The following is a 14,249-nucleotide window of genomic DNA, read 5'->3' on the forward strand; positions in this document are numbered from 1 at the left end:
AGTGATTGCACAAGTAGTCACATAAATAAGATGAGGAGACGCTCATGGAAATCAGTCACACGATCATCAACCTGATCATCTTCGTGCTGGCGATCTACGTCGGCTACCACGTGGTCTGGACCGTCACCCCCGCGCTGCACACGCCGCTGATGGCGGTGACGAACGCGGTGTCGGCCATCATCATCGTCGGCGCCATGCTGGCGGCCGGACTCACCGAGGGCCTCACCGGGCAGATCGCCGGCACGCTGGCCGTGGCGCTGGCGGCGGTGAACGTGTTCGGCGGCTTCCTGGTCACCCAGCGCATGCTGGAAATGTTCAAGAAGAAGGAACCGAAAACGGCCGCCAAGGCCGGTGCCGGTGCCGGCGTTCCGGATGCCGCCAAGGCCAGGGAGGCGGCATGAATGCGATCAGCATGAACATGGTCACCCTGTTCTACCTGGTGGCCTCGGTGTGCTTCATCCAGGCGTTGAAGGGCTTGTCGTCGCCGTCGACGGCGCGCGTCGGCAACGTGTTCGGCATGAGCGGGATGGCGATCGCGGTCGTGACCACGATCGCGCTGATGCTCAAGCTCAGGGAGCAGCTGAACAGCGGCGGCATGGGTTTCGGACTGGTGCTGCTGGGCGTGGTGGTCGGCGGCGCGATCGGCGCGGTAGCGGCGCGCCGGGTCGAGATGACCAAGATGCCGGAACTGGTGGCGGCCATGCACTCGCTGATCGGCCTGGCCGCGGTATGCATCGCGATCGCCGCCGTGTCCGAACCCTGGGCCTTCAACATCGCGGCGCGCGGTGCGGCGCTGCCCTTCGGTAACCGGCTCGAACTCTTCATCGGCACCTTCGTCGGTGCGGTGACGTTTTCCGGTTCCGTGATCGCCTTCGGCAAGCTGGCCGGCAAATACAAGTTCCGTTTGTTCCAGGGCGCGCCGGTGCGCTATCCGGGCCAGCACATCATCAACCTGCTGGTGGCCATCGCCATCGTCGCACTGGGACTGATGTTCTGCTTCTCGGCTGGCGCGACGCCGGCGTGGACGCCGTTCATCATCATGGCCGCACTGGCCTTCGTGCTGGGCGTGCTGATCATCATCCCGATCGGCGGCGCCGACATGCCGGTAGTGGTGTCGATGCTGAATTCCTACTCCGGCTGGGCGGCGGCCGGCATCGGCTTCTCGCTGAACAATTCGATGCTGATCATCGCCGGTTCGCTGGTGGGCTCGAGCGGCGCGATCCTGTCGTACATCATGTGCAAGGCGATGAACCGCTCCTTCTTCAACGTAATCCTGGGCGGCTTCGGCGGCGAAGCGGCGAGCGGCGGCGGCGGCGGGGCGCAGGAACAGCGCCCGGTCAAATCCGGCTCGGCCGAAGACGCCGCCTTCATCCTGCAGAACGCGGAAAGCGTGATCATCGTGCCCGGCTACGGTCTGGCGGTGGCGCGCGCCCAGCACACGGTGAAGGAACTGGTCGACAAACTCACCGAACACGGCGTGACCGTGCGCTACGCGATCCACCCGGTGGCCGGGCGCATGCCGGGCCACATGAACGTGCTGCTGGCCGAAGCCGAGGTGCCCTACGACCAGGTGGCGGAAATGGAAGACATCAACGGCGAATTCGGCCAGACCGACGTGGTGCTGGTGCTGGGCGCGAACGACGTGGTGAACCCGGCGGCCAAGGACCCGAAATCGCCGATCGCCGGGATGCCGATCCTGGAAGCCTACAAAGCCCGAAGCATCATCGTCAACAAGCGCTCGATGGCGTCGGGGTATGCGGGGCTGGACAACGACCTGTTCTATCAGCCGAACACGATGATGGTGTTCGGCGATGCCAAGAAGGTGATCGAGTCGATGGTGAAGGCCGTCGAATAAATGTGTGGCGGTTCAGCGCCGCCCGAACATCATGAACTCGGCCAGCAGCATGCGCGCCGGCCTGACCGTGTCCAGGACCGCCAGCGCCAGCCCGAACAGTGCTTGCTGCGGCCCGGTGTCGGCAAACACCCGCGCCATGGTATCGGTGGCGCGGATCACCATGCCGCGGTCGCGTTCGCGCGCCGCGGTGAATTGCGCGATCGCGGAATGGCCGCCATCGTCGCTCAAGGAACGTGCCAGCAATCTCGCCAGCACGGCCGCATCGCGCAGGCCCAGGTTCAAGCCCTGGCCCGCCACCGGATGCAGGGTCTGGGCCGCATTCCCGATCGCCACCGTGCGCGCGGTCGCGCGCGGGTCCGCGTTCAGCCCGAGCGGGAAGGCCGCACGCTCCGACACCCGGGTAAAGCTGCCGAGCCGTTCGCCGAAGGCCTGGCCCAGCGCGCGCAGGAAGTCGTCGGCGCCGAGGTCGAGCAGCTGCTGCGCGCGTTCCGGCCGCACGCACCACACCAGCGCGTACTGGTGCCCATCCGCGCCGTCCTGCGGCAGCAGCGCCAGCGGGCCTTCGTCGGTAAAGCGTTCGAAGGCGCGGTGCGGGATCGGCGCGCTGGCGGACACGCGCGCGATCACCGCGGTCTGGCCGTAATCGTGCGAGCGTGCCGCCGCGGCCTGCTCGCCGAACACGCCGCCCTCGGCCTGCACCGCTACCTTCGCGTGCAATGCCCGGCCATCGTCCAGCTGCAGCACCACGCCATCCGGGCGCTCGTCGAGCGCGGCCACGCGCAGCGGCCGCAGCACCTGCACGCCGGCGCGCTCGCAGGCGCGCGACAGCGCATCGACCACGTCGCCGTAGCGCGCCACGTAGCCCAGCGCTTCCAGGCCATGTTCGCTGCGGTCCATCATGCTGCGGCCCAGGTGGCCGCGGCGCGACACGTGGATCTCGTGGATGGCCGTGGCCGACGACGCCATGCCGGGCCAGGCGCCGACGTCCTGCAGCAGCAGGCGGCTGCCCCAGGCCAGCGCGATCGAGCGCGGGTCCGAGATCGCCTGGCCCAGCGACTTGCCGTCGATCAGCGCGATGCGCTCGCCGGCGACGCCGCGCGCCGCCATCAGCGCCGCCAGCGCCATGCCCACCGGGCCGGCGCCGCAGATCGCCACGTCAAAATCCATTTTCACGTCATCCGTCATGCCTGTCCTTTGCCAACCAGCGCTTCGATCTCGGCCACCGTCTTGGGCGCGGCGCCGGTCAGGATGCGATACCCATCCGCGGTCACGACCACGTCATCCTCGATGCGGATGCCGATGTTCCAGAATTGTTCGGGCACGCCTTCGCCCGGACGCACGTAGATGCCCGGTTCCACGGTCAGCGTCATGCCGGGGACCAGCGGGCGCGACGGCTTGCCGGGCGCCGCCAGGTCGCGGTAGCTGCCGACGTCGTGCACGTCCATGCCCAGCCAGTGGCCGGTGCCGTGCATGTAGAAGGGCAGGTGGGCTTTGTCGGCGATCGCATCCTCGGCGTTGGCGTAGCGCGTGCGGTCGATCAGGCCGAGGTCCAGCATGCCCGCGGTCAGCACGTGCAGCGCCGCCTCGTGGAAGGCGCTGTAGGGCTGGCCGGGCGCGATCGCGGCAAATGCCGCGTCCTGCGCCGCCAGCACCAGTTCGTACAGGGCGCGCTGCGGCTGGGTGAAGCGGCCATTCACCGGGAAGGTGCGGGTAATGTCGGATGCGTAGCCATCCAGCTCGCAGCCGGCGTCGATCAGCACCAGTTCGCCGTCCTGCATGCGCCGGTCGTTGGCGTTGTAGTGCAGCACGCAGGCGTTCGGACCGGAAGCGACGATCGAGGTGTAGGCCGGGAACTGGGCGCCGTTGCGGCGGAATTCGTACAGCAGTTCGGCTTCCAGTTCGTACTCGGCCATGCCGGGGCGGGCGGCGCGCATCGCGCGCGCATGCGCCTGGCCCGAGATCAGGCCGGCGCGCAGCATGACCGCCTGTTCCTCGTCGTCCTTCACCAGGCGCATCTCGTCCAGCAGCGGCAGCAGGTGCTGGAAGCCGGCCGGTGCGGTGACGCCGCTGCGCGATTGTGCGCGCACGGCCTTGATCCAGCCGGTCACCTGCGCGTCCAGCGTGCCGCTCGCGCCCACCGCGTAATACAGGACGGGCACGTTGGCGAGCAGTTTGGCCATCTGCGCGTCCAGGGCGTCTATCGGCCAGGCTTCGTCGACGCCGAATGCGGCGCGCGCGGCTTCCGGGCCGTAGCGGTAGCCGTCCCAGATCTCGCGTTCCAGGTTTTTCTCGCGGCAGAACAGGATGGAACGCGCCGGCGCGTCGCCGGAAGGGGCCACCAGCACCAGCACGCTTTCCGGTTCGGTGAAACCGGTCAGGTAATAGAAATAGCTGTCGTGGCGGTAGGGGTAGTCGCTGTCGCTGTTGCGCGCGACTTCGGGTGCGGTCGGCAGCACGGCCACCGCACCCGGCTGCATCTGCGCGGCCAGGCGCGCACGGCGTGCTGCGTAAACGGTCATTTTTTGGTCCGGGTCGATAAAGGAGCGTTCAGCTCTTCCAACTGCTGCATGGTACCCACGTTGACCCACTGGCCGTCGTACAGTTCGCCGCCGACGCGTCCCAGGTCGATGTACTTGCGCATCAAAGGGCCGAGCTTGGCGAATTCGCCCGGCTTGATCCCCTCGAACATCTCGGGCCGGTAGACGCCGATGTTGGCGAAGTTCCACTTCGGCGTGCCCTCGTTGGACAGCGTGTACATGGTCATGCCGAAGTCGCCTTGCGGGTTGTGCCACGGGTTCGGCGTCAGGTACAGCCAGGCGATGTCGCGCTTGTCGAGCGGGTAGGGCTGGCCGACGGCGTCGATGTCCTTCAATGCGTCCTTGCACTGCTCGAAGTCGAAGTAGGGCGCGTAGATGTCGCCCGACAGCGCGATGAACGGCTCGTCGCCCAGCAGGTGCAGGGCGTTGGCGATGCCGCCGGCGGTTTCCAGCGGCGCCGGCTCGTGCGAATACGCGATGCGCGCGCCGTAGCGGCTGCCGTCGCCCAGCGCTTCCTCGATCATGTGGCCGAGGTGCGAGTGGTTGATCACGATGTCGGTGATCCCGGCGCGCACCAGGTTCAGCACGTGGTAGACGATCAGGGGCTTGCCGCGCACCTTGACCAGCGGTTTCGGGAGCGTGTCGGTCAGCGGGCGCATCCGCTCGCCGCGGCCGGCGGCGAAGATCATGGCTTTCATGCTGGTGGTGCCCTCAGAAGGTGTAGCCGACCTGCGGACCCTTGTCCTCGAGCGTGTCGAGCAGGCGGGCCAGCGGTTTCAGTTCGGTGTAGCGGTTGGCGGTCTTGCGCACGTAGTCCATCACGGTCGGCAGGTCGCCCATGTAGACGTTCTTGCCGTCGCGGTAGTTCAGGCGGCAGAACAGGCCGAGGATCTTCAGGTGGCGCTGCAGGGCCATGTATTCGAAGTCGCGGTAGAAGGCGTCGATGTCCGGATTGACCGGCAGGCCGGCCTGCTTTGCGCTCTGCCAGTAGCGCACCACCCAGTCCAGCACGAATTCCTCGTCCCACTGGATGTAGGCGTCGCGCAGCAGCGAAGCCAGGTCGTAGGTGACCGGACCGTACACGGCGTCCTGGAAATCCAGCACGCCCGGGTTGCCCTGGTCGAGGAACATCAGGTTGCGCGAGTGGAAATCGCGGTGCATGAACACCTGCTGCTGGGCCAGCACGTTGGCGGTAATGGCCTCGAACACCTTATCCAGCTGCGCCTGCTGGATGTCGTTCAGGGTGGCGTTCAGGTGGCGCCCGATGAACCATTCCGGGAACAGGTTCATTTCGCGCAGCACGAAGGCACGGTCGAATTCCGGCAGCACGCCCGGCTCGCTGGCGAGCTGGAACTTGATCAGGGCGTCGACCGCGTCCGAGTACATGAAGGATGCATTGTCGACGTCGAGGCGCTGCAGGTAGGTGGTAGTGCCGAGGTCGGACAGCAGCAGGAAGCCGTTGTCGACGTCGCGCGCGACGATTGCCGGCACGGTGACGCCGGCGTCGAACAGCAGGCCAGCGACGTGGATGAAGGCCGGCACGTTTTCGCGCTCGGGCGGGGCATCCATGGCGACCAGGGTAGCGCCGAGCTTGTCCTGCAGCGCCGGCACGACGTCGAGGCGGAAGTAGCGGCGGAAGCTGGCATCGGACGAGGCAGGGCGCAGGCTCCCGGTGTCGACCAGGTCCAGGGTGCCGAGCCAGGCGGTCAGCTGGGCCAGCCGGGCATCTTTGTCAGGGGTCGAGGGAGAGGTGGAGGGCAGAGAAGACATGAAGCGTCCCGGTGATCCGGTCGGTGAGGATTGAGCAGAAAGTGAGCACGGTGCCGCGCAGCGTTTGGCGCGCACAGGGGCTGGATTGTAACGTTGAAGTTTAGAGCATGCTCTAGAGCATGGCAATCGCGAACCGCGCCCGCCGGATGCGTACGCCGTCGCCGTTGTCGATGCGTTATCTTTGAGTCCGGTCAATTCATGCAGCCGGATTACCATTGCCAGGCGCATCTAATCTTGCCGGTTGTAACATTTGTATCCGGTGAGGCTCGACGGGTCTTTTAAAATCAAGGACTTGCGAGCGCAGGGGCTGGCCGCAAGCGGCATCGCGCTCAGGCGTTTTTGCGACCCCGGCGCGGATATTCCCATATAATAAGGAATTCATTAGCAAAAATCGCCCTCCATGGTGCAACGCGACCTTTCATGAGCTGGATCTCGGCCCTACCTTTCCCGCCACGGCGCGCCGTCGCCTTGTCTGCACTCGTCTCCGTGGCCACGGGGCCGCTGCACGCGCAAACGGCGCCCGCCGTCGCCTCGGCCTTCGCGCGGCCTGCCGCCCCTGCCTCCACGCAGGCGCCGGCTGCCGCGACTTCCCGTGCCGATGAGCAAAATCTGCCAGTCACCATGATGGCCGAGGAATTCACCGGCCGTCCGGACCGCGAACTGAACCTGTACCGCAACGTCGAGATCACGCGCGGCGCCACCGGCATCACCGCCGACACCGCCTGCTACCGGCGCGTCGAAGACGAGGTCACGGCGGAGGGCAACATCAACATGTGGCGCTTCGGCGACCGCTACAAGGGCGACGCCCTGCAGCTGAACCTCGAAACCGGCAAGGGCTGGGTGCGCAATCCGGCCTACCACCTGCACCTGAACAATGCGCAAGGCACCGCCCAGCGCATCGATTTCCTGGGCGAAGACCAGGCGGTGGTGGTGGACGGCACCTACAGCACCTGCGAAGGGCCGAATCCGGCCTGGTACCTGAAATCGAGCTCGCTGCGCCTGGACCAGGGCCGCGACATCGGCACCGCCGGCAAGACCGTGGTCTATTTCAAGGACGTGCCCATCCTCGGCACCCCGGCGCTGTCGTTCTCGCTGTCCGGTGCGCGCCGCTCGGGCTGGCTGCCGCCGACCGTCGGCTTCGGTTCCGGCGCCAACGGTTCGGCCGAGGTGATGGTCCCGTATTACTTCAACATCGCTCCCAACCGCGACCTGACCGTGTTCCCGCGCTACATCGTCGAACGCGGCCTGCAGATGGGCGCGACCGGGCGCTACCTCGGCGAGACCGCGGCCGGCATGTACAACGGCGAGACCCACCTCGAGTTCCTGCCGAACGACCGCCTGGCGCACCGCGACCGCTGGTGGATCGACACCCTGCACAGCCAGGTGCTGGCGCCGGGCTGGACCTTCGGCTGGAATGCGCACGGCGCGTCCGACAACGAATACCCGTCCGACTTTTCGCGCACCGTGGCGGCCAGCGCCGAGCGCCAGCTGCTGCGCGAACTGCGCACCGATTACTTCGGCCAGTACTGGAGCCTGACCACGCGCGTGCAGAGCTACCAGGTGCTGCAGGACCCGGCCTCGCGCACCAACCCGGCGCTGACCGTGCCGCGTCCGTACGACCGCCTGCCGCAGGTGAACTTCCACACCGGCCGCTACGACGTGCTGGGCGGCTTCGACTGGTCGCTGGATGCCGAGGCGGTGCGCTTCTCGCATCCGACCGACACCACGGTGCAGGGCAACCGCGCCAACCTGGTCGGTTCGGTCAGCTATCCGATCGTGCGCCCGGGCTGGTTCTTCACGCCCAGGCTGCTGATGCACGCGACCAAGTACAGCCTCGAGAACAACTTCGACGCCGGCGGCAACAACCGCAACAACATCTCGCGCGTGCTGCCGACGGTGTCGCTGGACAGCGGCCTGGTGTTCGAGCGCGAAGCCTCGCTGTTCGGCCGCGCGTCCACCCAGACGCTGGAGCCGCGCCTGTTCTACGTGCGCACGCCGTACAAGGACCAGAGCGCCATCCCGAACTTCGATACCGCTGTCGCCGGCTTCAACTACGCCCAGCTGTTCACCGAAAACCGCTTCGTCGGCGCCGACAAGGTGTCGGATGCCAACCAGCTGACCGCGGCCCTGGTGTCGCGCTTCATCGAGTCGAGCGGCATCGAGCGCCTGCGCCTGGTGGTCGGCAACCGCTACTATTTCAGCGATCCGCGCGTGCGCCTGGATCCGACCGAAAAGCCGAACGTGACCCGTTCGGACGCGCTGCTGGCCGCTTCCGGCCGCATTTCCGAGTCCTGGAGCTTCGACAGCGGCGTACAATACGATGCGCAGGCACGCAGCCTGTACAGCATGAACTACGGCGCGCAGTGGAGTCCGGCGCCGATGAAGGTGCTCAATGCCGAGTACCGTTACCAGCGCGACACCGTCACCACCTCCAGCGGCTTCCGCAACGTCGATGTGTCGGGCCAGTGGCCGCTGTCGGACCGCTGGTACGGCGTCACCCGGGTCAGCTATTCGATGCGCGACCGCAAACTGCTCGAGAGCCTCATCGGGCTCGAGTACAAGGCCGACTGCTGGGTGTTCCGCGTCGGTGCCCAGCGCTTCGTGACCGCGGCCCAGACGACGTCGACGCCGGTCTTCTTCCAGCTCGAGCTGAGCGGCCTGTCGGGTCTCGGCCTGGGCAACAATCCGCTCGAGACGTTCAAAAAGAGCATTCCGGGCTACACCCGGCTGAACTCCAACGTAGGCCGCCCCTGAACGGGGCTATGGACAACTAGAACCCTGAATGAGTGCTTCCCTGACTATGCGTACCACCCAAATCAAGCTGGCGGCAGCCCTGCTGTGCGCCATCGCGGCCAACGATGTCCTGGCCCAGGCCGCCAAGCCTGCTGCCAAACCGGCCGCCGCCGCCGCACCCGCCGCCAAGCCCTCGACCGGTTTCCTGCCGCCGGCGGCCAGCAACGCCAACGTGATCGACTCGGTCTACGTGATCGTCAACGACGAAGTCATCACCAATCGCGAAGTCGACCGCCGCATCAACGAATACACCCAGCGCGCGCGTGCCGCCAACATGCAGCTGCCGGCGCCGGACGACCTGCGCCGCCAGGCCGTGGAAGCGATGATCAGCGAACGCGCCCAGCTGCAGCTGGCCAAGGAAATGGGCGTGCGCGTGTCCGATACCGAACTCGACCGCGCCATCGGCCGCATCGCCGAAAGCCAGAAGATGAGCGTGCAGGAACTGCGCAACCAGGCGGAAAAGGAAGGCATGAGCTATGCCGCCTTCCGCGAGCAGATCCGTAACGAGATCATGATGAGCCGCCTGACCGACCACGAGGTCGACAGCAAGATCCAGGTGTCGGAAGCGGAAATCGATACCTACCTGGCCGCCGAAAAGGCCGCCGCCGCCGATCGCGTCGAGATGGACATCGCCCAGATCATGGTGCGTATCCCGGAAAACGCCTCGCCGGAACAGATCGCCGCCCGCAAGGCACGCGCCGACGAAGTCGCGCGCCAGCTGCGCACCGGCGCCGATTTCGCCAAGATGGCCGCCACCTATTCCGACGCGCCGGACGCGCTGAAGGGCGGCGCGATCGGCTGGCGCGACCCGGCCAGCCTGCCGACCCCGATCTCCAACGAACTGCGCAAGCTGAAGCCGGGCCAGTCGACCCAGGTCATCCGCGCCAACTTCGGCTTCCTGATCCTGAAATTGAACGACGTGCGCAAGCAGGCGGCCGCGCAGCAGGCCCAGGGCCCGGCCGCGGTCACGCAAACCCATGCCCGCCACATCATGCTGAAAGTGACGCCGACCCTGACCGAAGCCGATGCCCGCAAGCGCCTGGCCGAGTACAAGGCGAAAATCGACAGCAAGCAGGCAACCATGGAAGACCTGGCGCGCCAGTTCTCCCAGGACAGCTCGGCGGCCAAGGGCGGCGACATGGGCTGGCTGGAGCCGGAAGACACCGTGCCGGAACTCACGGCCGCCATGGATGCGCTGCAGCCGGGCCAGGTGTCGGATGTGGTCAAGTCGCCGTTCGGCCTGCACATCGTGCAAGTTATCGAGCGCAAGACCCAGAACACCGCCAAGGACCGCGAGCGTACCGCCGCACGCCAGGTGCTGACCGAGCGCAAGCGCGGCGAAGCGCTGGAAGACTGGGCACGCCAGGTGCGCGACCGCGCCTACGTCGAGTTCCGCGAGGATAAGTAAGCGCATGGCTACGCCAGCATCGCGTCCTTCGCTGGCGCTCACGGTCGGCGAACCGGCCGGCATCGGCCCGGAAATCTCGATCCGCGCCGCCTGGGCGCTGCGCCACCAGGCCCGCTGCGTGCTGGTCGGCGACGCCGCGTTCCTCTCGCTCACGGCCAGCCTGATCGATCCGGCGATCCGCCTGTCGGCGATCTCGACGCTGGCGCTGCGCCACAGCGGCCTGCCGCATTTCGGGCCGGACGTGATCCCGGTGATCGACGTGCCGCTCGACGCCCACGTGGTGCCGGGCCAGCTCGACGCCCGCAACGGCCGTGCGGTGCTGGCCACGCTCGACCTTGCCATCGAGGGCGTGGGAGCAGGGTGGTTCGACGCCATTGTCACTGCGCCGCTGCAGAAGAGCACCATCAACGATGCCGGCATCGCCTTTTCCGGCCACACGGAATACCTGGCCGACAAGACCGGCACGCCCAAGGTCGTCATGATGCTGGCCGGTTCGCCTGGCGGTGATGAGCCCTACCTCCGGGTGGCGCTGGCCACCACCCACCTGCCCCTGAAGGACGTGCCGGCGGCGCTCACGCAAGACAGCCTGATGCAGGTGCTGGACATCCTGCACGCCGACCTGGTCGCCAAGTTCGGCCTGGCAGCGCCGCGCATCCTGGTCACCGGCCTGAATCCGCATGCCGGCGAAAACGGCTACCTGGGCCGCGAAGAGATCGACGTGATCGAGCCGGTGCTCGAGGCGGCGCGCGCGCGCGGCATCGACGCCCGCGGCCCGTATCCGGCCGACACCCTGTTCCAGCCCAAGTACCTGCGCGACGCCGACGCGGTGCTGGCCATGTACCACGACCAGGGCCTGCCGGTGCTCAAGCACGCCACCTTCGGGCGCGGCGTCAACATCACCCTCGGCCTGCCCCTGATCCGGACCTCGGTCGACCACGGCACTGCGCTCGACCTCGCCGCCCGGGGCCTTAGCCTGGCCGATTGCGGCAGCATGGAGGAGGCGATTCGCGTCGCCCTGACCATGGTGCATGCACAGAACAACAAATAAGAAACTCATGAAACACGTAGCCCGCAAGCGCTTCGGCCAGAACTTCCTGACCGACGACCACGTCCTCAACGACATCATCGACGCGATCGGCCCGCGCCAGGGCGACACCATGGTCGAGATCGGCCCCGGCCTGGCCGCGATGACCGCGCTGCTTCTGAAGGAGCTCGACCACATGCACGTGGTCGAACTCGACCGCGACCTGGTCGCGCGCCTGGAAAAAGCCTATCCGCGCGAGCGCCTGACGGTCAATTCCGGCGACGCCCTGAAATTCGACTTCGGCAGCATTCCGGTCCCGGAAGGCAAGAAGCTGCGCGTGGTCGGCAACCTGCCGTACAACATCTCGAGCCCGCTGCTGTTCCACCTGGCCGAGTTCGCGCACCTGGTCGAAGACCAGCATTTCATGCTGCAGAAGGAAGTGGTCGAGCGCATGGTGGCCGAGCCCGGCACCAAGGCCTACAGCCGCCTGTCGGTGATGCTGCAATGGCGCTACGACATGGCGATGCTGTTCGTGGTGCCGCCGACCGCCTTCGACCCGCCGCCGCGGGTCGACTCCGCCATCGTGCGCATGGTCCCGACCCGGCGCCAGCTGCCGGCCGACGCCGCCACGCTGGAAGCGGTGGTGGCCAAGGCCTTCTCGCAGCGGCGCAAGGTGATCCGCAACTGCGTGGCGGGGATGTTCACCGAGCAGCAACTGATCGAGGTCGGCATCGATCCGGGCGCGCGTCCGGAAGCGGTGGGGCTGGAACAGTACGTGGGACTGGCAAATCTGCTCAAGCCGGTCGCCTGATATAAGTTCCGCCCCCTCCTGGCCGGGCGCCTTTGCGGGCGCCTGGCGTCAACAGGCTCCTCTGCTGCATCGCAGCATCCCGATTTTCCCTTCTTTTACCCCCTTCACTCCACGTTTTCGACCGTCCGTCGCAGTCCGATGGCACGCCGGCGCGCACGCGCCTACAGTGACTCCATCGAAAGACGAAACACAGTCCAGAACCTGAACCGACACTGAAGGAGCGCAAAATGAACGTCCTCAAGAACATGGAAGCGATTTTCCTGGCAGCCGCCTTCCTGGCCGGCGTCACCAGCTACGCCAGCGCCGCCATCCCGGCCGCGCATGCCCGCTACAACGCCCAGGTGGCGATCGAAGGCCAGCAGATGGCCGTGGTCAAGGTCACCGCCAAGCGCCTGGGCAGCGCCGACTGAGACGCACCGGCGAAAAAAAAGCCCGCTTTTGAGGGCGGGCTTAAATCCAATTCTTTCTGAGGAGAGTTGGAGGAGACAGATGCAGTATGCTGCATCACAGCATATCAGTCCAATTTTTGTTTGGAATATTTGATATAAGCTGGTTTCATATCTCCTCGATTCCCATCAGGCGGTTATCAGCTGCAGGTCACTACCAGATTATTGACGCCTTGAACCGGTGCATCCTCTGCAGCCTGGTCCATGGTGCCTGCACCGGTGCCGTTGGCACCGCCAGTGACTACGCAAGTCTGGGTGGGATTGGTCGGCTGGGTCAGCACGGTCACGCCGTAGGTAGCGTTGAACGTTACCGGAGTCATCACCAGCGCGACATCCTTGCCCGTCGGCGCCTTGGTGGTGGCGTCCAGGTCCGGTGGTACCGAAACCGGCGCCACATTGCTGCCGTTGGCCAGGGTCAGGCCGGTGCCGCGGAGGCCTTTCACCGTGCCGGTCAACGGATAGGCGTTGATCGAGCAGACATAATTGATCTGGATCTTCGCCAGCTGGCCCGCAGTGCCGGTGATCGGCAGGCCGATCGGGTAACCGGTCGCCGGCGTGCAAGTCTGGTGTTTCGGGTACTGCGCCGTGGTAACGGTCTTGCCGTCGCTACCGGTGGTGGTCACGGTCTTCGGAACCACGGTGTAGATCTCGCCGTACTCGATCCCGTTCGGGAAAACGGCATCGATCGTTGCAGGCTTCGTGGGATCGCCAGTGTAGTGGATGGGGAGGTCCTGGCCATTGGTGGTCAGGACCAGGCCGTCGTAGGACACGCCAGAGACCGAGACGTTGATCGGGAAGGTGGCCTTGCCGCCACCGCAGGATGCCAGCGTCAGCGTTGCCATCAAAGCTAGCGCGCCACGCGCAAAGGAAAACTTCATGTATTTCTCTCCAGAGTAATTAAGCGCGGCGTATCAGCTGCACCGGACCACAACCTTGTTGTTGTCGGTATCGGTCGAACCCATGGTGCCCGAGCCGTTTTCGACACTGCAGGTCTGGCCGCTCGGTTGCTGCAGGACCGTAACGCCGTAGGCGCCGTCTTCGTAAACATCATCCATTTTCAGGCTGGTGGCGTTGGCCGGCACGTCCTTGCGGTCGCTACCGTTGACAACCACCAGGCCGTTCGTGGTCAGGCCCGCGATCTGGATCGCAAACTTGTGTGTCTTGACGTAGCACGTGATGCCGACCTGGGCGATCGTGTAGTAGTTGGCACGTGCCTTGCCATTGGAAATGATGCACGTATCGATGTTCGATGGCTTTGCCTTGACCTCGATGTTGAATTCGTCGTCCGTCGAGACTGCGCGCTTGAACTGGAAGCTGGTGGCACCGGCCGAGATGGCCAGGTCGTCGCCGCCGTTGTTGGTCAGGACCAGGCCGTCCTTGGTCAGGGCGGCAAGGCGGCCGTCCGCGGTGACGCCGCTGTAAATCGTGCCTTGCAACAGCAAATCGCCATCCCCGCCGCCGCATGCGGCCAGGCCCAGTGCGCATGCCAGCGCAACGCCGGCACGCAGGATCGAACTCTTCATAACTTCTCCAAAATGGACAGGATGTGGCGCGCGAGAAAGACTGCCGGCACCGCTGAGTAGAAAAATGCCCATCATTTTAGTG

Annotated in this window: 13 protein-coding genes; 7 read left to right on the top strand and 6 right to left on the bottom strand. The window is 65.9% G+C overall.

The features are described from left to right. Nucleotides 1-44: 44 nt before the first annotated feature. On the top strand, nt 45-401 hold the full coding sequence (locus tag FBX97_RS10300) for an NAD(P) transhydrogenase subunit alpha (RefSeq protein WP_141831283.1): 357 nt from the start codon (nt 45-47) through the stop codon (nt 399-401). Then, the gene (locus FBX97_RS10305; RefSeq protein ID WP_141831285.1) at nt 398-1,855 is read left to right on the top strand and encodes an NAD(P)(+) transhydrogenase (Re/Si-specific) subunit beta; all 1,458 of its coding nucleotides are present in this window, start codon (nt 398-400) and stop codon (nt 1,853-1,855) included. The genes FBX97_RS10300 and FBX97_RS10305 overlap by 4 nt, the downstream gene beginning before the upstream one ends. 12 nt (nt 1,856-1,867) lie before the next feature. On the opposite strand, the gene FBX97_RS10310 is transcribed toward FBX97_RS10305, so the two are convergent. The 4 genes from FBX97_RS10310 to FBX97_RS10325 are packed head-to-tail and all read right to left on the bottom strand — an operon-like array spanning nt 1,868 to nt 6,162. Continuing rightward, nucleotides 1,868-3,022: an FAD-dependent monooxygenase gene (locus FBX97_RS10310; RefSeq protein WP_255517517.1), complete on the bottom strand. Its 1,155-nt coding sequence runs from the start codon at nt 3,020-3,022 to the stop codon at nt 1,868-1,870. Between the two features lie 14 nt (nt 3,023-3,036). Continuing rightward, a complete protein-coding gene (pepP, locus tag FBX97_RS10315) occupies nt 3,037-4,374 on the bottom strand; it encodes a Xaa-Pro aminopeptidase (RefSeq protein WP_141831288.1) in 1,338 nt (445 codons plus the stop codon). Further along, nucleotides 4,371-5,090, bottom strand: a complete 720-nt coding sequence (gene murU / locus FBX97_RS10320; protein ID WP_141831290.1) for an N-acetylmuramate alpha-1-phosphate uridylyltransferase MurU — start codon at nt 5,088-5,090, stop codon at nt 4,371-4,373. The genes pepP and murU overlap by 4 nt, the downstream gene beginning before the upstream one ends. Nucleotides 5,091-5,103: 13 nt before the next feature. Continuing rightward, nucleotides 5,104-6,162: an aminoglycoside phosphotransferase family protein gene (locus tag FBX97_RS10325; RefSeq protein WP_141831292.1), complete on the bottom strand. Its 1,059-nt coding sequence runs from the start codon at nt 6,160-6,162 to the stop codon at nt 5,104-5,106. Between the two features lie 420 nt (nt 6,163-6,582). On the opposite strand from FBX97_RS10325, the gene FBX97_RS10330 reads away from it, so the two are divergent. The 5 genes from FBX97_RS10330 (at nt 6,583) to FBX97_RS10350 (ending at nt 12,608) form a co-directional block, all read left to right on the top strand. Next, entirely contained in the window at nt 6,583-8,916 is a 2,334-nt protein-coding gene (locus FBX97_RS10330) for an LPS-assembly protein LptD (RefSeq protein WP_141831294.1), read from the top strand. 46 nt (nt 8,917-8,962) lie between these two features. Continuing rightward, nucleotides 8,963-10,363, top strand: a complete 1,401-nt coding sequence (locus tag FBX97_RS10335) for a peptidylprolyl isomerase (RefSeq protein WP_141831296.1) — start codon at nt 8,963-8,965, stop codon at nt 10,361-10,363. Nucleotides 10,364-10,367: 4 nt separating this feature from the next. Beyond that, nucleotides 10,368-11,411, top strand: a complete 1,044-nt coding sequence (pdxA, locus tag FBX97_RS10340; protein WP_141831298.1) for a 4-hydroxythreonine-4-phosphate dehydrogenase PdxA — start codon at nt 10,368-10,370, stop codon at nt 11,409-11,411. Between the two features lie 7 nt (nt 11,412-11,418). Further along, nucleotides 11,419-12,198, top strand: a complete 780-nt coding sequence (gene rsmA / locus FBX97_RS10345; protein WP_141831300.1) for a 16S rRNA (adenine(1518)-N(6)/adenine(1519)-N(6))-dimethyltransferase RsmA — start codon at nt 11,419-11,421, stop codon at nt 12,196-12,198. Between the two features lie 227 nt (nt 12,199-12,425). Then, on the top strand, nt 12,426-12,608 hold the full coding sequence (locus FBX97_RS10350) for a hypothetical protein (RefSeq protein ID WP_141831302.1): 183 nt from the start codon (nt 12,426-12,428) through the stop codon (nt 12,606-12,608). 176 nt (nt 12,609-12,784) lie between these two features. Here FBX97_RS10350 and FBX97_RS10355 read toward each other — a convergent pair whose 3' ends face one another. After that, nucleotides 12,785-13,522: a hypothetical protein gene (locus tag FBX97_RS10355; protein WP_141831304.1), complete on the bottom strand. Its 738-nt coding sequence runs from the start codon at nt 13,520-13,522 to the stop codon at nt 12,785-12,787. 33 nt (nt 13,523-13,555) lie between these two features. Beyond that, complete coding sequence (locus FBX97_RS10360; RefSeq protein ID WP_141831306.1) at nt 13,556-14,167, bottom strand: hypothetical protein; 612 nt, start codon at nt 14,165-14,167, stop codon at nt 13,556-13,558. Between the last annotated feature and the right edge of the window lie 82 nt (nt 14,168-14,249).

It is taken from the genome of Herbaspirillum sp. SJZ107 (assembly GCF_006715485.1).
Lineage (GTDB): Bacteria > Pseudomonadota > Gammaproteobacteria > Burkholderiales > Burkholderiaceae_D > Telluria.